The sequence below is a fragment of the Streptomyces sp. NPDC107559 genome, from assembly GCF_055657365.1.
The window spans coordinates 1,512,974-1,531,686 of sequence record NZ_JBVKBD010000001.1 but is presented as its reverse complement, the minus strand read 5'-3'; the positions used below and the strand labels follow the sequence as shown (position 1 = coordinate 1,531,686).

At 71.6% G+C, this 18,713-nt stretch carries 18 protein-coding genes; 8 read left to right on the top strand and 10 right to left on the bottom strand.

From position 1 onward, the window contains the following. Positions 1-2: 2 nt before the first annotated feature. On the bottom strand, positions 3-722 hold the full coding sequence (gene fabG / locus ACZ7OY_RS06575) for a 3-oxoacyl-[acyl-carrier-protein] reductase (RefSeq protein ID WP_351617235.1): 720 nt from the start codon (positions 720-722) through the stop codon (positions 3-5). 358 nt (positions 723-1,080) lie between these two features. Between fabG and ACZ7OY_RS06570 the strand changes: the two genes are divergently transcribed. The 3 genes from ACZ7OY_RS06570 (at position 1,081) to tyrS (ending at position 5,363) form a co-directional block, all read left to right on the top strand. Next, positions 1,081-2,637 (top strand): TldD/PmbA family protein, encoded by a 1,557-nt coding sequence (locus ACZ7OY_RS06570; RefSeq protein WP_471910307.1) that lies wholly within the window; start codon positions 1,081-1,083, stop codon positions 2,635-2,637. Next, positions 2,634-4,028 (top strand): metallopeptidase TldD-related protein, encoded by a 1,395-nt coding sequence (locus tag ACZ7OY_RS06565; protein ID WP_471910306.1) that lies wholly within the window; start codon positions 2,634-2,636, stop codon positions 4,026-4,028. Before ACZ7OY_RS06570 ends, ACZ7OY_RS06565 begins: the two co-directional genes overlap by 4 nt. 66 nt (positions 4,029-4,094) lie before the next feature. Next, positions 4,095-5,363, top strand: a complete 1,269-nt coding sequence (gene tyrS / locus ACZ7OY_RS06560; RefSeq protein WP_471910305.1) for a tyrosine--tRNA ligase — start codon at positions 4,095-4,097, stop codon at positions 5,361-5,363. Between the two features lie 85 nt (positions 5,364-5,448). Here tyrS and ACZ7OY_RS06555 read toward each other — a convergent pair whose 3' ends face one another. Next, on the bottom strand, positions 5,449-5,727 hold the full coding sequence (locus ACZ7OY_RS06555) for a GlsB/YeaQ/YmgE family stress response membrane protein (protein WP_471910304.1): 279 nt from the start codon (positions 5,725-5,727) through the stop codon (positions 5,449-5,451). A gap of 234 nt (positions 5,728-5,961) precedes the next feature. Here ACZ7OY_RS06555 and ACZ7OY_RS06550 point away from each other — a divergent pair, with 234 nt between their 5' ends. After that, positions 5,962-6,339: a DUF3099 domain-containing protein gene (locus ACZ7OY_RS06550; protein ID WP_471910303.1), complete on the top strand. Its 378-nt coding sequence runs from the start codon at positions 5,962-5,964 to the stop codon at positions 6,337-6,339. 187 nt (positions 6,340-6,526) lie between these two features. Continuing rightward, a complete protein-coding gene (locus tag ACZ7OY_RS06545; RefSeq protein WP_351617219.1) occupies positions 6,527-6,745 on the top strand; it encodes a hypothetical protein in 219 nt (72 codons plus the stop codon). Between the two features lie 82 nt (positions 6,746-6,827). Here the strand turns inward: ACZ7OY_RS06545 and moaA are convergent, their stop codons facing one another. The 3 genes from moaA to ACZ7OY_RS06530 form a co-directional block, all read right to left on the bottom strand. Continuing rightward, on the bottom strand, positions 6,828-7,817 hold the full coding sequence (gene moaA / locus ACZ7OY_RS06540; RefSeq protein WP_471910302.1) for a GTP 3',8-cyclase MoaA: 990 nt from the start codon (positions 7,815-7,817) through the stop codon (positions 6,828-6,830). Positions 7,818-8,007: 190 nt separating this feature from the next. Beyond that, on the bottom strand, positions 8,008-9,636 hold the full coding sequence (locus tag ACZ7OY_RS06535; protein WP_471910301.1) for a solute symporter family protein: 1,629 nt from the start codon (positions 9,634-9,636) through the stop codon (positions 8,008-8,010). After that, positions 9,633-9,989: a DUF485 domain-containing protein gene (locus tag ACZ7OY_RS06530; protein WP_385536919.1), complete on the bottom strand. Its 357-nt coding sequence runs from the start codon at positions 9,987-9,989 to the stop codon at positions 9,633-9,635. Before ACZ7OY_RS06530 ends, ACZ7OY_RS06535 begins: the two co-directional genes overlap by 4 nt. Positions 9,990-10,252: 263 nt before the next feature. Here ACZ7OY_RS06530 and ACZ7OY_RS06525 point away from each other — a divergent pair, with 263 nt between their 5' ends. Both ACZ7OY_RS06525 and ACZ7OY_RS06520 read left to right on the top strand, forming a co-directional pair. Then, positions 10,253-11,782 (top strand): S8 family peptidase, encoded by a 1,530-nt coding sequence (locus ACZ7OY_RS06525; protein ID WP_471910300.1) that lies wholly within the window; start codon positions 10,253-10,255, stop codon positions 11,780-11,782. Positions 11,783-11,901: 119 nt separating this feature from the next. After that, a complete protein-coding gene (locus tag ACZ7OY_RS06520; RefSeq protein WP_471910299.1) occupies positions 11,902-13,269 on the top strand; it encodes a CoA transferase in 1,368 nt (455 codons plus the stop codon). A gap of 51 nt (positions 13,270-13,320) precedes the next feature. On the opposite strand, the gene ACZ7OY_RS06515 is transcribed toward ACZ7OY_RS06520, so the two are convergent. From ACZ7OY_RS06515 to ACZ7OY_RS06495, 5 genes are all read right to left on the bottom strand, one after another. Next, positions 13,321-13,950, bottom strand: a complete 630-nt coding sequence (locus ACZ7OY_RS06515) for a cysteine hydrolase family protein (protein ID WP_471910298.1) — start codon at positions 13,948-13,950, stop codon at positions 13,321-13,323. Between the two features lie 126 nt (positions 13,951-14,076). Beyond that, positions 14,077-15,123 carry a zinc-dependent alcohol dehydrogenase family protein gene (locus ACZ7OY_RS06510; protein WP_384726722.1) on the bottom strand — a complete coding sequence of 349 codons (1,047 nt, stop codon included), beginning with the start codon at positions 15,121-15,123 and terminating at the stop codon, positions 14,077-14,079. A 42-nt stretch (positions 15,124-15,165) separates the two neighbouring features. Then, positions 15,166-15,831 (bottom strand): lysoplasmalogenase, encoded by a 666-nt coding sequence (locus ACZ7OY_RS06505; RefSeq protein ID WP_471910297.1) that lies wholly within the window; start codon positions 15,829-15,831, stop codon positions 15,166-15,168. Then, positions 15,828-16,697 carry a sterol desaturase family protein gene (locus ACZ7OY_RS06500; RefSeq protein ID WP_471910296.1) on the bottom strand — a complete coding sequence of 290 codons (870 nt, stop codon included), beginning with the start codon at positions 16,695-16,697 and terminating at the stop codon, positions 15,828-15,830. The genes ACZ7OY_RS06505 and ACZ7OY_RS06500 overlap by 4 nt, the downstream gene beginning before the upstream one ends. Before the next feature lie 110 nt (positions 16,698-16,807). Next, positions 16,808-17,518 carry a VIT1/CCC1 transporter family protein gene (locus ACZ7OY_RS06495; protein WP_471910295.1) on the bottom strand — a complete coding sequence of 237 codons (711 nt, stop codon included), beginning with the start codon at positions 17,516-17,518 and terminating at the stop codon, positions 16,808-16,810. Positions 17,519-17,666: 148 nt separating this feature from the next. Between ACZ7OY_RS06495 and ACZ7OY_RS06490 the strand changes: the two genes are divergently transcribed. Further along, positions 17,667-18,668, top strand: a complete 1,002-nt coding sequence (locus tag ACZ7OY_RS06490; protein ID WP_351618461.1) for a DEDDh family exonuclease — start codon at positions 17,667-17,669, stop codon at positions 18,666-18,668. The last annotated feature ends 45 nt before the right edge of the window (positions 18,669-18,713 follow it).

Below are 18,713 nucleotides of genomic sequence, written 5' to 3'. Positions count from 1 at the left end.
GATCAGTGACCCATTCCCAGTCCGCCGTCAACGGGGATGACGGCTCCAGTGATGTACGAGGCGTCGTCCGAGGCGAGGAACCGCACCGTCGCGGCGATCTCCTCCGGCTGCGCGTACCGGCCGAGCGGGACCTGCGAGACGATGCCCGCGCGCTGCTCGTCGGTGAGCACCTTGGTCATGTCGGTGTCGACGAAACCGGGCGCGACGACGTTGAAGGTGATGTTGCGCGAGCCCAGCTCACGGGCGAGCGAGCGCGAGAAGCCGACCAGCGCGGCCTTGGAGGCGGCGTAGTTCGCCTGTCCGGCGGAGCCGAGCAGTCCTACCACCGACGAGATGAGGACGACCCGGCCCTTCTTGGCCCGCAGCATGCCGCGGTTGGCGCGCTTGACCACGCGGAAGGTGCCGGTGAGGTTGGTGTCGACGACCGAGGTGAAGTCCTCCTCGGACATGCGCATCAGAAGCTGGTCCTTGGTGACACCGGCGTTGGCGATCAGAACCTCCACCGGGCCGTGCGCGGCCTCGATCTCCTTGTAGGCCTGCTCCACCTGCTCGGTGTCGGTGATGTCGCACTTCACGGCCAGGCAGCCGAGCTCGGTCAGCGCGGCCGGCGGCTCGCCCGACCGGTACGTGATGGCGACCTTGTCGCCGGCATCGGCGAACGCGCGGGCGATGGCGAGGCCGATGCCCCGGTTTCCTCCGGTGACGAGAACCGAGCGGCTCAACGGATCACCCTTTCCGTAGGGGTTTGACACACCCGCCCGAAAACTGGACCACAGGCGGCTTCCCCGAAAACCTATCGGTAGGGGCCTGCCTGCAAGGAAGCGGGCACCGACAGTGGCACACCCTGAGTCATGTCGGGTTCCTACAGTGGATCGATCAAGCAGTCGGGCCTTCGGACCTGGCGCGCAGGCGAGACTCGGCCACCCCGGCCGCCACCGGCATCCACCGGCCCACGGCACTCGCGGCGCGCTCCTCGCGGACGGCTGAGTCGGCGTCAGACGTGATGTTCGTGGGAAGGTACGGGAGTTGGTCCCGTACCCTCCCCTCTGTTCTGCGAGAAGCCCGAAGGGATCCCCGTCCGTGCCCCATGAAATCGATCAGTCATTTCTGGCACTGCCCCTCAGGGCTCTCGCCGACGCCGCGCTCGCACGCGCGCGTGCGCTCGGCGCGCAGCACGCGGACTTCCGGTTCGAGCGGGTGCGCAGCGCGTCGTGGCGGCTGCGGGACGCGAAGCCCTCGGGGTCGTCCGACACCACGGACCTCGGATACGCGGTGCGGGTCGTGCACGGCGGCACGTGGGGGTTCGCGTCGGGCGTGGATCTGACGATGGACGCGGCGGCCAAGGTCGCCTCCCAGGCGGTGGCGATGGCCAAGCTGTCCGCCCAGGTGATCAGGGCGGCCGGGTCCGACGTGGGGGTACCTCCCACGCCTTTCGGGCAGTGGGGGATGGTCGAGCTCGCCGACGAGCCCGTGCACGCGGAGAAGACCTGGGTCTCGTCGTACGAGATCGATCCGTTCGGCGTGCCCGACGAGGAGAAGGCGGGGCTGCTGGCGCAGTGGAGCGGGCAGCTGCTGGCGGCGCCCGGCATCAACCATGTCGACGCCTCGCTGCTCACCGTGCACGAGAACAAGTTCTACGCGGACACCGCCGGGACCGTCACCACGCAGCAGCGGGTGCGGCTGCATCCGCAGCTGACCGCGGTGTCGGTGGACGAGTCGAGCGGCGAGTTCGACTCGATGCGGACCCTGGCGCCGCCCGTGGGCCGGGGCTGGGAGTATCTGACCGGCACGGGCTGGGACTGGGAGTCGGAGCTGGCGCAGCTGCCGGAGCTGCTGGCGGAGAAGATGCGGGCGCCGAGTGTCGAGCCGGGTCTGTACGACCTGGTCGTCGACCCGTCCAACCTGTGGCTGACGATCCACGAGTCCATCGGGCACGCGACCGAGCTGGACCGCGCGCTCGGCTACGAGGCCGCGTACGCCGGTACCTCCTTCGCCACCTTCGACCAGCTCGGCACGTTGCGGTACGGCTCGCCGCAGATGAACGTCACCGGTGACCGGACCGCCGAGCACGGTCTGGCGACCGTCGGGTACGACGACGAGGGCGTCGAGGCGCAGTCCTGGGACCTGGTGAAGGACGGCACCCTGGTCGGCTACCAGCTGGACCGGCGGACCGCCCGGCTGACCGGGTTCGAGCGGTCCAACGGGTGCGCGTTCGCCGACTCGCCGGGCCATGTGCCCGTGCAGCGCATGGCCAACGTGTCGCTGCGGCCCGATCCCGCGGGGATGTCCACGGAGGACCTCATCGGCGGTGTCGACCGGGGTGTCTACGTCGTCGGGGACCGGTCCTGGTCCATCGACATGCAGCGGTACAACTTCCAGTTCACCGGGCAGCGCTTCTTCCGGATCGAGAACGGGCGGATCACGGGCCAGCTGCGGGAGGTCGCCTACCAGGCCACGACCACCGACTTCTGGGGGTCCATGGAGGCGGTCGGCGGCCCGCAGACGTACGTCCTCGGCGGCGCGTTCAACTGCGGGAAGGCCCAGCCGGGCCAGGTCGCGGCCGTCTCCCACGGCTGCCCGTCCGCCCTGTTCAGGGGTGTCAACATCCTCAATACGACGCAGGAGGCCGGCCGATGAGCGCCCGTTCGAGCAAGCCGCACGAGGTCGTCGAGCGGGCCCTGGCGCTGTCGCGGGCGGACGGGTGCGTCGTCATCGCCGACGAGCACTCCACCGCCAACCTGCGCTGGGCGGGCAACGCGCTCACCACGAACGGGGTCACGCGCGGGCGTACGCTCACGGTGATCGCGACGGTCGACGGCAAGGAGGGCACCGCCTCGGGGGTGGTGTCACGGTCCGCGGTGACGGCCCAGGAGCTGGAGCCGCTGGTGCGGGCCGCCGAGGCCGCCGCGCACGCCGCGGGACCGGCCGAGGACGCGCAGCCGCTGGTCACGGGCGTGTCGCAGTCCCCCGGCTTCACCGAGGCGCCGGTGGAGACCTCCTCCGCGGTGTTCGCCGACTTCGCCCCGGCGCTCGGGGAGTCGTTCGCCCGCGCGCGTGCGGGCGGACGTGAGCTGTACGGCTTCGCCAACCACGAACTGGTGTCGACCTATCTCGGTACGTCGACGGGGCTGCGACTGCGGCACGACCAGCCCAACGGGACGCTGGAGGTCAACGCCAAGTCGCCGGACCGTACCCGTTCGGCCTGGGCCGGACGGTCGACCCGGGACTTCAAGGACGTGGACCCCGCCGCGCTGGACGCGGAGCTGGCCGTACGGCTGGGCTGGGCGGAGCGCCGGGTGGGGCTGCCCGCGGGCCGCTACGAGACGCTGCTGCCGCCGACCGCGGTCGCCGACCTGCTGATCTACCAGATGTGGTCGGCGTCGGGGCGGGACGCGACCGAGGGGCGCACGGTGTTCTCCAAGCCGGGCGGCGGCACCCGCCTGGGCGATCGGCTGTCGGAACTGCCGCTGACCCTGCGCAGCGACCCGAACGAGCCCGGTCTGGAGACCGCGCCCTTCGTGATCGCGCACTCCTCGCACGGCGATCAGTCGGTGTTCGACAACGGCCTGCCGGTCCGGGCGACCGAATGGGTCGGGGCGGGTGAGCTGAAGAACCTCACGACCACCCGTCACAGTGCCGGTCTGACCGGGCTGCCGGTGGCACCGGCGATCGACAACCTGATCCTGGACGGGGGCACGGACCGCTCGCTGGAGGAGATGGTCGCGGACACCCGGCGGGGGCTGCTGCTGACCTGTCTCTGGTACATCCGCGAGGTGGACCCGGCGACCCTGCTGCTCACGGGGCTGACCCGGGACGGCGTCTACCTGGTGGAGAACGGCGAGGTGACCGGCGAGGTCAACAACTTCCGGTTCAACGAGTCGCCGGTCGACCTGCTGGGGCGCGCGACGGAGGCGGGGCGCACCGAAAAGACGCTGCCGCGCGAGTGGAGCGACTGGTTCACTAGGGCGGCGATGCCCGCGCTGCGCGTGCCGGACTTCAATATGAGCTCTGTCAGCCAGGGCGTATAACCTCGTAGCCACGGTCGTCGCCCGACGCCCGGAGAACGTCAGAACGTCCAAGGAGATACGAGAACCGTGACGGACATCGTCGACGAGCTGAAGTGGCGGGGCCTGTTCGCCCTGTCCACCGACGAAGAGGCTTTGCGCAAGGCGCTCGCGGACGGTCCCGTCACGTTCTATTGCGGTTTCGACCCGACCGCGGCGAGCCTGCACGTCGGCCACCTGGTGCAGGTCCTCACCATGCGCCGGCTCCAGCAGGCGGGTCTGCGCCCGCTGGCCCTGGTCGGCGGCGCGACGGGCCAGATCGGCGACCCCCGTCCGACGGCCGAGCGCACGCTGAACGACCCGGAGACGGTCGCGAACTGGGTGACCCGGCTGCGCTCGCAGATCGAGCCGTTCCTGTCCTTCGACGGCGAGAACGCCGCGGTCATGGTGAACAACCTCGACTGGACGGCGGGGCTGTCGGCCATCGAGTTCCTGCGGGACATCGGCAAGCACTTCCGCGTCAACAAGATGCTGACCAAGGACTCGGTGGCCCGGCGCCTGGAGTCCGAGGAGGGCATCAGCTACACGGAGTTCAGCTACCAGCTGCTCCAGGGCATGGACTTCCTGGAGCTGTACCGGCGCTACGGCTGCACCTTGCAGCAGGGCGGCAGCGACCAGTGGGGCAACCTCACCGCCGGTCTCGATCTGATCCACCGCCTGGAGCCGCACGCCCAGGTGCACGCGCTGGCGACGCCGCTGATGGTCAAGGCGGACGGCACCAAGTTCGGCAAGACCGAGGGCGGCGCCATCTGGCTCGACCCCGAGATGACGACGCCGTACGCGTTCTACCAGTTCTGGCTGAACGTGGACGACCGGGACATCTCGACGTACATGCGGATCCTGTCCTTCCGCTCTCGTGCGGAGCTGGAGGAGCTGGAGCAGCAGACCGCGGAGCGTCCGCAGGCGCGCGCCGCCCAGCGTGCGCTGGCCGAGGAGCTGACGACCCTGGTGCACGGCGCCGACCAGACGGCCGCCGTGATCGCCGCGTCCGGGGCCCTGTTCGGACAGGGCGAGCTGACGGACCTGGACGCCCGGACGCTGGCCGCGGCCCTGTCCGAGGTGCCGCACATCAAGGTCGGCGCGCTCGGGCCGGTCGTGGACCTGTTCGCCGAGGTCGGGCTGGTGGCCAGCAAGTCGGCCGCCCGTCGCACGGTCAAGGAGGGCGGTGCCTACGTGAACAACGTCAAGGTCGCCGCCGAGGACGCGGTGCCCGCCCCCGAGGACCTGCTGCACGGGCGCTGGCTGGTGCTGCGCCGCGGCAAGAAGAACCTGGCGGCCGTCGAGGTCGAGGCCGGCTGAGCCGGAGCGAGAGGGGTGGCTTCCCGTACGGGAGGCCACCCCTTCGCCGTGCGCGCCCGGCGCTCCGCCCCGCCGTGGCCGCCTCTCAGACTTGTTGCTTCTTGCTGCCCCGCAGGGACATGTACGCCATGTCGCCGAGGGCGACGATGATGATCGCGGCCACCAGCTGGAACAGATGCCGGGTCCAGTCGATGCCGGAGGTCTGGGCGACCCCGAGTCCGCGGGCGATCGCGTTGCCCGCGACGGCCCCGAGGATGCCGAAGATGGTGGTCAGCCACAGGGGGCTGTGCTGCTTGCCCGGGATGACCGCCTTGGCGATCAGGCCCAGCACGAACCCCACGATGATGGCCCACAGCCAGCCCATGAGTGCCTCCTCCTGCAACTTGACGTGAGCAGTACGGTCAGTGTCCGCCCGCCCTTCGTACGGCGCATGTCGGGTCGGGTCGTACAGGTGTCGGCGCAGGTGGTTCGCCCGGACGGGATGCGCCCCGGTCTCGAAGGCGGCGCAGCCGCGGCGTAACGTGGAAGCTGTTCGGACGCGGTTTCCCGGCCGGGCGGCGGCCTGGGAGAGTCCGACGCGGGCGGATGGTGGAATGTGATGCGGAAGCTGCGCGGTGGGGGCGACGTCGGGGTCTTCCGGATCACCGGAGCGCGCCAGAGCCTCCAGGAGGACGTGCGCGGCCGGCAGCGCCGGTACGTCATCTCGATGACCATCCGCACCCTGTCGGTGATCCTCGCGGCGACCCTGTGGGGCGTGGAACGGCACGTCGCGATCGTGGCGCTGGTCCTGGGCGCCGTTCTGCCCTATATCGCGGTGGTCGTCGCCAACGCCGGGCGCGAGAACGCGCCGTCGCTGCCGACGACGTTCGTGACCTTGCCGACGCCGCCGATGATCGAGCCGCCGTCGGCGCCGGAGGAGTCCGCGGAATCCGTCCCGGAGGACGCGGCGGGCGATCGTACTGAGCGTCAGACGTGAGCACGCCGTGCGCCAAGCTCAAGAAAAGCTCAGATCTATCCTGCTGTTCCGGCTCCCGACGGCCGGTTACCCGTGACATACTTCGTACGCGCTCCGCATCCCCCGTCGGAGCGACAGACCGACGCCGGGCAGCTCCCCCCGTGGCTGCTCGGCGTCGCCTTGTGTGCGGACCTGTGAGATGAAATCCGTGAGTGACGAGACCCCTGTCTGTTCCGCGAAGGGCTGCCGCGCCGACGCCGTGTGGGTCCTCGCGTGGAACAACCCGAAGATCCACACCCCGGAGCGGCGCAAGACCTGGCTCGCGTGCGACGAACACCGTGAGCATCTGTCCCAGTTCCTGGGGGTACGGGGTCTGCTCAAGGACGTGGTGAAGTTCGCGGAGTGGACCGCGCCCGAGGGCGCCTGACCTTCCGCCCAGCCCTGCCGCCCAGCCCTTCCGGCGCACCGGGATGCCGTGGTCCCGGGTCTTCCGGTCCCGGATGTTCCGGTCAGCCGCCGATCGCGGACATCGGGCGCTCGGGCTGGAGGAACGAGGGGTCGTCCAGACCGGATCCGGCCTTCTTTCCCCACATCGCCAGCCGCCAGATCCGGGCGATCTCCTCGTCGGGTGCGCCGCCGCGCAGCGCGGCGCGCAGATCCGTCTCCTCGGTGGCGAACAGACAGGTGCGGATCTGGCCGTCGGCGGTGAGCCGGGTGCGGTCGCAGGCCGCGCAGAACGGCCGGGTGACGGAGGCGATGACGCCGACGCGGTGCGGTCCGCCGTCGACGATCCAGCGCTCGGCCGGGGCCGAGCCGCGCTCCTGGGAACCTTCGGCGGTCAGCTCGAAGCGGGTGCGCAGCGAGGCGAGGATGTCGCTCGCGGTCACCATGCCCTCGCGCTTCCAGCCGTGCTGGGCGTCCAGGGGCATCTGCTCGATGAAGCGCAGTTCGTAGGCGTGTTCCATCGCCCAGGCGAGCAGGTCCGGGGCCTCGTCGTCGTTCAGGCCCGGTATCAGTACGGCGTTGATCTTGACGGGGAGCAGGCCGGCCTCGGCGGCGGCGACCAGGCCCGCGACGACGTCGTGGTGGCGGTCCCGGCGGGTCAGGGTCTTGAAGACGTCGGGGCGCAGGGTGTCCAGCGAGACGTTCACCCGGTCCAGGCCCGCGGTCTTCAGGGCCTCGGCGGTGCGGCGCAGGCCGATGCCGTTGGTGGTGAGGGACATCCGGGGGCGGGGGGCGAGGGCCGCGACCCGCTCGACGATGCCGACCAGTCCGGGGCGCAGCAGGGGCTCGCCGCCGGTGAAACGGACCTCCTCGATGCCGAGCGAGGTGACCGCGACGTCGATCAGGCGGACGATCTCGTCGTCGGTGAGCAGGTCGGGCTTGGACAGCCACTGCAGGCCCTCCTCGGGCATGCAGTAGGCGCAGCGCAGATTGCACCGGTCGGTGAGCGAGACTCTCAGGTCGGTGGCCACTCGGCCGTAGGTGTCGATGAGCACGTGGGCCCCCTCCCTCGTCGCGGATCGAACGAATTCCGTCACCTTGAGCCTACGTGACGTCGCCGACAACAACCGTTGCCCCGGTCCGACGGAGCCCGAAGCGGCCGCGCCGAGGACCCGTGGGACCGCATGGCGCGGCCGCGTCGCAGGACCCTGTGGTCGCTGCGACGCGGCCGCGGACTCGTGCCGGTCAGTGGGCTCCGGTGCCGGTCAGTGACCTGACCTCCAGTTCGGCGTACTTGCCGGAGTCGGGGGTCTCCTTGGACAGCAGGGTGCCGACGACACCGAGCAGGAAACCGACCGGGATCGAGATGATGCCCGGGTTCTCCAGCGGGAACCAGTGGAAGTCGACGTCCGGGAACATCGACGTGGGCTTGCCCGAGACGACCGGCGAGAACAGCACCAGTCCGACCGCCGTGACCAGACCGCCGTAGATCGACCACAGCGCTCCGGAGGTGGTGAACCGCTTCCAGAAGAGGCTGTAGAGGATGGTCGGCAGGTTGGCGGAGGCGGCGACCGCGAAGGCGAGGGCGACCAGGCCGGCCACGTTCAGGTCGCGGGCGAGGGCGCCGAGCACGATGGAGACGGCGCCGATCCCGACGGTCGCCCAGCGGGCCGCGCCGAGTTCCTGCTTCTCGGTGGCGGTGCCCTTCTTGATGACGTTGGCGTAGATGTCGTGGGCGAAGGACGAGGAGGAGGCCAGCGTCAGGCCCGCGACGACCGCGAGGATCGTGGCGAAGGCGACCGCCGAGATGGTCGCCAGCAGGATCGCGCCCCAGTTGGAGTCGACGCCGCCGAGATGGAGCGCCAGCAGCGGGGCGGCGGTGTTGCCCGCCTTGTTGGAGGCGATGATCTCGTCGGGCTTGATGAGCGCGGCGGCGCCGAAGCCGAGGGCGAGGGTCATCAGATAGAAGGCGCCGATCAGGCCGATCGCCCAGATCACGGACTTGCGGGCGGCCTTGGCGGTGGGGACCGTGTAGAAGCGGATCAGGATGTGCGGCAGGCCGGCGGTGCCGAGGACCAGGGCGATGCCGAGCGAGATGAAGTCGAGCTTGGTGGTACCCGTGGCGCCGTACTTCAGGCCGGGCTCCAGGAACGCGGAGCCCTTGCCGCTGTTGTCGGCGGCCGAGCCGAGCAGGTCCGAGACGTTGAAGTCGAACTTGAGCAGGACCAGGAAGGTCAGCAGCAGGGCGCCCGCGATGAGCAGGACCGCCTTGACCATCTGGACCCAGGTGGTGCCCTTCATGCCTCCGATGGTGACGTACACGATCATCAGGAGGCCGACCAGGGCGACGATGCCGATCTTGCCGCCGTCGCTTGTGATGCCGAGCAGCAGCGAGACCAGGACGCCGGCGCCGGCCATCTGCGCCAGCAGGTAGAAGATCGACACGACGATGGTAGAGGTGCCGGCCGCGGTGCGGACCGGGCGCTGGCGCATGCGGTACGCCAGGACGTCGCCCATCGTGTAGCGGCCGGAGTTGCGCAGCGGTTCGGCCACCAGGAGCAGGGCGACCAGCCAGGCGACCAGGAAGCCGATGGAGTACAGGAAGCCGTCGTAGCCGAAGAGGGCGATCGCGCCGGCGATGCCGAGGAAGGACGCGGCGGACATGTAGTCGCCGGAGACCGCGAGTCCGTTCTGGAAGGCGGTGAACTGGCGTCCGCCGGCGTAGAAGTCGGCGGCGTCCTTGGTCTGGCGGCCCGCCCAGACGGTGATGACGAGGGTCGCGGCGACGAAGACCGCGAACAGGGTGATGATCAGCGGCCGGTGCTCGCTCGCCTCGCCCGCGGCGAGGTGTACGTGGGTGATCGCGGGGCTCATGCGCCGCCCTCCATCCGGGACTTGATGGCGTCGGCCTTGGGGTCGAGCCGGTCGGCGGCGTGCCGCGCGGTCCACCAGGCGATGAGGAAGGTGGTGAGGAACTGGGCGAGACCCAGCACCAGGGCCACGTTGACGTTGCCGAACAGCTTGGTGCCCATGAAGTCGCCCGCGTAGCTCGACAGCAGGACGAACAGCAGGTACCAGGCGATGAAGGCGACGGTCAGCGGGAAGGCGAACGAGCGGTAGGAGCGACGCAGCTCACCGAACTCTGCGCTCTCCTGCACCGCGACGAACTCCTCTGTGGAGGGCAGCCGGTGTTCGGTTTTCGAAGGGGGCGGTGCGTCCGTGGCCACGGAGTCTCCTCGCGTTGCTGGTGCGTTGACGTCGGTGAACGACGGGCACGGGCGGGCGGTCACCCTCCTGTGTCCTGTTCGAGGTCACGGCGCCCGGCCGGACGCGGTTCAACCCGGTGGGCTTATTTCCCAAGTCGTCCACGAAAGTCATTGCTGGCCACGGAGTCCGGAAGATAGCTTCACCCTGCACCACCCGTCATGTACCTGCCCGAGCACGACCTGTGTCTCGGGCCGGTTTTGTTTCCGGATGATGTGGAGATCCCATGGCTCATCTGCGCTCAAGTCGTCGGCTCGCCCTTGCCGTGCCGGTCGTGCTCTCCCTGACCGCTTCGCTCGGCTTCCTGCCCGCGGCGGCCTCGGCGGCGCCGCGCACCCAGTCCGCGGCCCAGGCGGCCGACGCGGGGACCTTCGCGTACGTCGTCAACACCAAGGTGGACCACCGTACGGTCGCGTCGGTCGAGAAGGCGGTCGTCGCGGCCGGCGGCACCGTCGTCGTGACGTACGACAAGATCGGCGTGATCGTCGCCCACTCCTCGAACCCGGGCTTCGCCGCGCAGATCCGCAAGGCGCACGGGGTGCAGTCGGCGGGCGCGACGCGTACCTCGCCGGTCACCGCGGAGGGCACGACGGACGAGGGGGCGGTCCAGTACCTGTCCAGGGCGGAGGCCGCGAAGGTGGCCGCGAGCAGCACGGCCGCGGGCCAGGAACCCCTTGAGGCCGACCAGTGGGACCTGCGCGCGATAGGCGCCGACAAGGCCGCCACGATCAACCCGGGCAGCCGGAAGGTGACCGTCGCGGTCATCGACACCGGTGTGGACGACACCCACCCCGACATCGCCCCGAACTTCTCCGCCTCGCAGTCCGCGAACTGTGTGAGCGGCAAGCCGGACACGACGTACGGCGCATGGCGGCCGGTCGACGCCGACCACTACCACGGCACCCATGTGGCGGGCGAGATAGCCGCGGCGCGCAACGGCATCGGGGTCGCGGGCGTCGCCCCCGGGGTGAAGGTCGCGAGCATCACGGTGGCCCAGCCGGACGCGAACAGCCTGTTCTTCCCGGAGAGCGTGGTGTGCGCGTTCGTCTTCGCCGCCGACCACGGCGTGGAGATCACCAACAACAGTTATTACATTGACCCTTGGCTGTACAACTGCATGGACGACCCGGACCAGAAGGCCATCGTCGACGCGGTCAACAGGGCCCAGCTCTACGCCCGTTCGAAGGGCACGCTGAGTGTGGCCTCGGCGGGCAACTCCAATGACGACCTCGACTCGAACGCCCTGGTCGACGACTCCAGCCCGGACGACTCGACCGCCGTGACCCGGACGGTCGACCCGCACAAGTGCTTCGACATCCCGACCCAGTTGCCGGGTGTCGTCACCGTGAGCGCGACGGGCGTCAAGGGCGCGAAGTCGTACTACTCCAGCTACGGCGACGGTGTCGTCGACGTGGCCGGTCCGGGCGGCGACAAGTTCCAGATCCCGGACACGCCGTCGGCGAACGGCCGCATCCTGTCGACGCTGCCCAACAACCAGTACGGGTTCCTCCAGGGCACCTCGATGGCCTCCCCGCACGTGGCCGCGGTGGCCGCGCTGCTGAAGTCGGCCCACCCGAACGCGACGCCGTCGATGCTCCAGGCGCTGCTCAAGGCGCAGGCGGACAACCCAGGTTGCCCGACCGCGCCGTACGACGGTGACGGCGACGGGGTCGTGGACGCGACCTGCGTGGGCGGCAAGCGCGTCAACGGCTTCTACGGCTTCGGCATCGTCAACGCGCTGCGCGCGGTGAAGTAGGCCGCAGCGCCGGACGGACGGCGGAGGGGCCGGGCGGACGCATCCGCCCGGCCCGTCCGTCGTCCTGGCGTCGTATCCCGATCCATATATTGATCCAATCCATACTGCATAGTGCAGTCATGACTGGAATCAAGTACGCATGGACCGCGCTGGGCGGTGATCCCGCCCTCCTCGTGCACGGCTCGACCGTCGTACGGCACGGAGCCCTCGCGGCCCGGCTTCCGGTACGGGAGCTGGCGCGGCTGTGCGTGGGCACCTGCGCGCTGGCCGCCGCCGAACTCGGGGCGCGGCGGGCCGGGCTGCCGGAGGTGCCCGGGGTCCACGTGGACGACGGGGCCGTGGCGACCGCGTTCGTCAGCGAGCGGCACCTGCTGGTCGACGGGCGGGCTCCGGTCGCCTTCGCACCGCTGTCGCGGCTGTGGCGCACCGCCGACGGCTGGGTGCGCACCCACGCCAACTACCCGCACCACCGGGCGCGGTTGCTGGATGCGCTGGGACTCGGGGACGACGCGACCGCGGACGACGTGGCCGGCCGGCTGGCCGGGCGGTCGGCCCTGGCCGTGGAGGAGACGGTGTACGAGGCGGGCGGCCTCGCCGTCGCCCTGCGCACCGCGCGGGAGTGGGCCGGACATCCGCAGGCGGCCGCGCTCGCCGGACGGCCGCTGGTGGAGCGGGCACGGCTGGACTCCGCACCCGTGCGCGCGCTCGCCCCGGTCGACGGCGGTCCGCTGCGGCCCGCCGCCGGGCTGCGCGTCCTGGACCTCACCCGGGTGATCGCCGGTCCGGTCGCCACCCGCACACTGGCCCTGCTGGGCGCCGACGTGCTGCGCGTCGACTCCCCGCGGCTGCCCGAGCTCCCCGACGCGCACGCCGACACGGGCTTCGGGAAGCGGTCGGCGGTCCTGGACCTGGCGACCGACCGGCGCGCCTTCGAGGAGTTGCTCGCGGCGGCCGACGTGGTGGTCACCGGGTACCGGCCGGGCGCCCTGGACCGGTTCGGGCTCTCCCCCGAGGCGCTGGCCGAGCGCAGGCCCGGGGTGGTCGTGGCGCAGCTGTCGGCATGGGGCGCGTACGGGCCGTGGGGCCACCGGCGCGGCTTCGACAGCCTGGTGCAGGTGGCCACCGGAATCGCGGCCTGCGAGGGGTCGCCGGAGCGGCCCGGCGCGCTGCCGGCCCAGGCCCTGGACCACGGCACGGGCTATCTGCTCGCCGCGGGGGTGCTGCGGGCGCTGACCGAGCAGTCGTACGAGGGCGGCAGCCGGTTCGTCGGGCTGGCGCTGGCGCGGACGGCGGCCTGGCTCACGGAGATCACGCCGGGAGTGCCCGGCGCCGTACCGTACGAGGGGCCGGAGCCTTGGCTGGCCGAAACCGGCAGCGGGATCGGGCGGCTGCGGTACGCGCTGCCGCCGGTGTCCTTCCGGGGCGGGCCGGCCGACTGGGCGCGGCCGCCGGGTCCGTGGGGCGCGGACGAGGCACGCTGGGAGTGAGCGGGGCCGGCCGCCGTCGCGCTGGCGCTGCCGGTCCGCCGGAGCCGGCCGTCAGGGCCGGGATCCGTCGAAGGCGGCGAGGAGCCGGTCCGTGGTGACGATGGCCTGGGCGAACGTGGGGCCGTTGAGTTCGTGGGCGGCGTGCATCATCTCGGGGCCGAGGGCCGCGGTCGCGTCGCGGACCAGCGTCACGTGGTAGCCGAGCTCCATGGCGAAACGAGCGGTGGCCTCGACGCAGGTGTTGGCCAGCACGCCGACCAGCACCACATGGGTGATCCCGTGCTGCTTGAGCTGCATGTCCAGGTCCGTGTTGGCGAACCCGCTCGACCCCCAGTGCTCCTGGACGACGACCTCGTCCGCCCGCGGCCGCAGGTCGGGGTGGAACTCCCCGCCCCAGGAGCCCCTGGCGAAGTGGTGGAGCCGCTGGATCTTCCGCTGCGAGGGGGTCGGATGGTCCCACGACTCGTAGTCGCCCGGCTCCCAGCGGCGATGCGGCACGAACACCACGCGCACCCCGGTGGCACGGGCCGAGGCGATCACCACGCGCAGATGGTCCAGCAGACCGACCTCGTCGGCCACGGGCTCCAGCCGCGGCCAGACCTTGCCGCCCTCCGAGAGGAAGTCGTTGTAGGGGTCGATCAGCAGCACCGCCGTGCGGCGCGGATCGTAGGTCTCGGTCATGGCCCCAGTGTGGCCGCGCGCCGCCCGGCCCGCGCGGACACCGGCCGGGCCGGCGGGCGCGCAGGACGGACGGCGCGACGGCCGTCCCGTCCTCGCTCGCACCCGCCGGCCGCGGCGGGGGCGGGCTCAGCCGTTGGTGACGAGGACCTTGAGGGCGGTGCGCTCGTCCATCGCCCGGTAGCCGTCGGGGACGCCCTCGATGCCGACGGTCATGTCGAAGACGGGCGACGGGTCGATCGTGCCGTCGAGGACGTCGGGCAGCAGGTCGGGGATGTAGGTGCGGACCGGTGCGACGCCGCCGCGCAGGGCGATGTTCCGGTCGAACATGACACCGAGGTCGAGTCCGGTGCCGCTGCCGTGGGGCACGCCCACGAAGCCGATGGCACCGCCGTCCCGGGTGACCTCCACGGCCGTCCGCATCGACTGCTCGGTGCCGACCGCCTCGACCACGCAGTGCGCGCCCTGGCCGCGGGTGAGCTCGCGGACCGCCGCGACGGCCGCCTCCCCACGCTCGGCGACGACGTCGGTGGCGCCGAAGCGGCGCGCGATGTCGGTACGGACCTCGTGCCGGCCGAGGGCGATGATCCGCTCCGCGCCGAGCCGCTTGGCGGCCAGCACCGCGCACAGACCGACGGCCCCGTCGCCGACGACGGCGACCGTGGCGCCCGGGCGGGCTCCCGCGCCGAGGGCGGCGTGGTGGCCGGTGCCGAGCACGTCGGAGAGGGTGAGCAGGGCGGTCAGCAGCCGGTCGTCGGAGGCCGCCTCCTTGGGCAGCTGGACGAGCGTGCCGTCGGCGAAGGGGACGCGCACGGCCTCGCCCTGGCCGCCGTCGTGCCCGACGGCGCCCCAGAACCCGCCGTGCTCGCAGGACGTCGTCAGGCCCTCCCGGCAGTAGTCGCAGACGCCGTCGGACCACATGAAGGGGGCGACGACGAGGTCGCCGCGCCGGAAGCCGGTCACCTCGCCGCCGGTCTCCTCGACCACGCCGAGGAACTCGTGCCCGATCCGCTGCCCGGGCTGCCGGGCCGCGGTGCCGCGGTAGGCCCACAGGTCGCTGCCGCAGATGCAGGCGCGCAGCACCCGGACCACGGCGTCGGTGGGCAGCTGCACCACCGGCTCGGGCACGTCCTCCACCCGCATGTCGTAGGGGGCGTGGATGGTGGTGGCGCGCATGTCGAGGATCCTTCTCGTGCGGGTTCGTGCGGTGCGGCGCGCTCAGGGGGTGGTCGAGCGCACTTCACCGTACGTCGCCGCGGGCACCTGGCGCTCACCGAGGGTGCCCTGGACCAGCAGGAACTGCGCGGCGGCATAGGTCAGCATCACCCAGAAGCCGGGATTCGGCAGCTGCGGCCAGTCGGCGAGAGAGGTCGCGATGAGGGTGTCGGAGACCATGAACAGCGCGCCGCCGATCCCCGCGACCAGCCCGAACCGGCCGGCCGCGGCACAGGCCATGGCGGTGAGCAGGGCGCTGTAGGCGGCGACCGGGACGCGCAGGCCCGCGGGCAGGTCCGGCCACAGCAGCGCCACGAGGACGAGCAGGACCACGGCGTAGCCGGGCACGAGCAGACCGGCACGCACGCGTGCGGAGCCCGCCGTACGGAACAGGGCGAGGTAGCAGACGTGCCCGGCGGCGAAGGCGGCCATCCCGGCGAGGAAGGCGGGGTCGGCGTCGGACAGCAGCAGGACGTCCCCGGCCCAGCCGCACAGGAGGGCGGCGACCAGCAGACGGGGCGCGCCGCGCAGCACCGCGCAGGCGGCGAGGAGCGGCATCAGCAGCGCCTTGGCGACCGTGTGCCCGGCGTCCGCGCCGGTCAGTACGCAGACCAGATCGGCCGCGACGGCCAGACCGAAGGCGGCGAGCAGGAAGCGGGCGGCTCTCATGCGGCACCGGCCTCCTCGACGGGGGCGCCGACGGCCGGCGCCGGCTGCCAGCCCGGTCCCCGGAACACCCGTCCGGCGCGCTCGCGCCAACTGCGCGCCACCCTCAGGTCCCTGGCGATGGCGACGTACTCGTGGGTGGCGACCCTGAGCGGGTTGTAGGTGGCGATGTTCTTCGTCAGCCCGTACACCGGCCGCTCGGTCTCCGGCGCGAACGATCCGAACAGCCGGTCCCAGACGATCAGGATCCCGCCGAAGTTGCGGTCGAGGTAGCCGCCCTGGGAGGCGTGGTGCACCCGGTGGTGGGACGGCGTGTTGAACACGAACTCGTAGGGCCGGGGCATCCGGTCGATCCGCTCGGTGTGGATCCAGAACTGGTAGACGAGGTTGACGGAGGAGCAGAACGCGAGCGCGGCCGGGTGCACACCGGCGGCCACCAGGGGGAGGTAGAACGGCCAGGAGGTCAGCGAGGTCCACGGCTGGCGCAGGGCGGTGGTGAGGTTGAACTTCCTGCTGGAGTGGTGGACGACATGACAGGCCCACAGGAGGCGGATGACGTGGTGGCCGCGGTGGGACCAGTAGTAGAAGAAGTCCTGGGCGAGCAGCATCAGCGGGATCGTCCACCACAGGACGGGCACCCGCAGCGGGGTCACCGCGTAGACCGCCGCGTAGAGGCCGACGATCGGGATCTTCCAGAAGAAGTCGAAGACGAGGCTTCCGAGTCCCATGCCGACGCTCGTCGCGGCGTCCTTGGCCGCGTATCCGGCCGCGTCCTCGTCGGGATGGAGGCGGACGCTGATCATCTCGATCACGGCGAGCAACACGAAGGCGGGTATCGACCACATCACGACGTCGGGCAGGTTCGGCATGGACGCACCGTAGAACCGCTGGTCGCCGGGAACTAGATGTTGTTAACCACAAGTATTACCGGAGGTACGCGCTTGCTTCTTGGTGATCTCCGCCAACAGGCTGCCCACCGTCACACCCCCGCCACCCCCAACAGCGTCCCGACCGCGTAGGTGACCGCCATGGCCACCGCCCCGCCCACCACGTTGCGCAGCACCGCCCGCCCCGGAGCCGCCGCCCCGAGCCGGGCACTCGCCCAGCCGGTCAGGACGAGGGCGGCCAGCACGGACACCACGGTGACGGGCACCCGCCAGTGCGCCGGGGGCAGGACGATGGCCACCAGCGGCAGCAGCGCGCCCACCGTGAACGCCGCGAAGCTCGCCCAGGCCGCGTGCCAGGGATCGGCGAGGGCGTCGGGGTCGATGCCGAGCTCCACGCGCGCGTGGGCCTTCAACGCGTCGCGCTCCGTGAGCTGCTGGGCCGCTTCCCGCGCCACCTCCCGGGACAGCCCGCGCTCCTGGAGCAGCCCGGTGAGCTCGTCCAGTTCGGCCTCGGGCGCCTCCTTCAGCTCCCGTTTCTCCGTGGCCAGCGCCGCCTTCTCGGAGTCCCGCTGGGTCGACACCGACACGTACTCCCCCGCCGCCATCGACAGCGACCCCGCGAGCAGTCCGGCCAGACCCGCCGTCAGCAGCGCCGGGCGCGCCTGGGTGGCGCCGGCCACGCCGACGACGAGCCCTGCCGTGGAGACGATGCCGTCGTTGGCGCCGAGGACCGCGGCGCGCAGCCAGTTGAGCCGGGAGCCCAGCGCGCCGCCGTGGGCCTCGTCGTGCGTCGGTTGCGTCACACCGCGAGGATCCCATCTGCGGTCCCGGCGGGCCGTACCGACGCTCGGCCGGACCGGCGCGGCCGGGGGTGCGCCGCGCCCGGGGCGCAACCGGTCGCCCCCGGGCGGTGCGCCGCGCTGTCGGCGGGGGCCCGTATCCTCATGGACCATGCTCGAAGACCGCACGACCGCAGCGTCGTTCCCCCCGTCGTGGCCGGCCGCGTATCCGCAGGGATACGCGGTCGTCGACGTGGAGACCACGGGCCTGGCCCGGGACGACCGGATAATCTCCGCGGCCGTGTACCGGCTGGACGCGCGCGGCGAGGTCGAGGACCACTGGTACACGCTGGTCAATCCGGAGCGCGACCCGGGCCCGGTCTGGATCCACGGCCTGACGAGCGACGTGCTCGAAGGGGCGCCGCTCTTCCCGGAGATCGCCGAGGAGTTCGCCGCGCGGCTGGCGGGTCGGGTGCTGGTCGCGCACAACGCCGTCTTCGACTGGCAGATGATCGCCCGCGAGTACGCGCGCGCCGAGCGCGAGGCGCCGGTGCGGCAGCGGCTGTGCACCATCGCGCTCTCCAAGGAGCTGGGCCTGCCGCTGCCCAACCACAAGCTGGCGACGCTGGCGGCCCACTTCGGCGTCGTGCAGCAGCGGGCGCACCACGCGCTGGACGACGCGCGCGTGCTGGCGGAGGCGTTCCGGCCCAGCCTGCGGGCCGCGGCGGCGGGCGGTGTGCGGCTGCCGCTGCACGAGTGCCTGCCGCTGACCGAGTGGCAGGACCGGCCCGCGCCCCGGATCGGCCGGCAGGCGGGCAGCGGGAGCGGTGGCTACGGCGGCTACGGGCAGAGCAGTTGGCGTCCGTCCCGGAAACGGCCCGCATGCCCCTATCCCAACCCGGGACGTTACGAGGACGGCAAACCGCTCAAGCAGGGCATGCGGGTCGCCTTCTCGGGCGACACCTCGACCGACCGCGAGCTGCTGGAGGACCGCGCGACCGACGCCGGGCTGCACGTGGCCACGAGCCTGTCCCGGCTGACCAGCCTGCTGGTGACGAACGACCCCGACTCGGGCACGTCGAAGGTGCTCAAGGCGCGCCAGTTCGGCACCCCGGTCGTCGACGAGGCGGCCTTCGGACAGTTGCTGCGCGATGTGGAGCCCGCCGGGGAGTGACCCGTACGGACGGGTGATTGCCGCACGACTCGCCCGCCGTCCGCT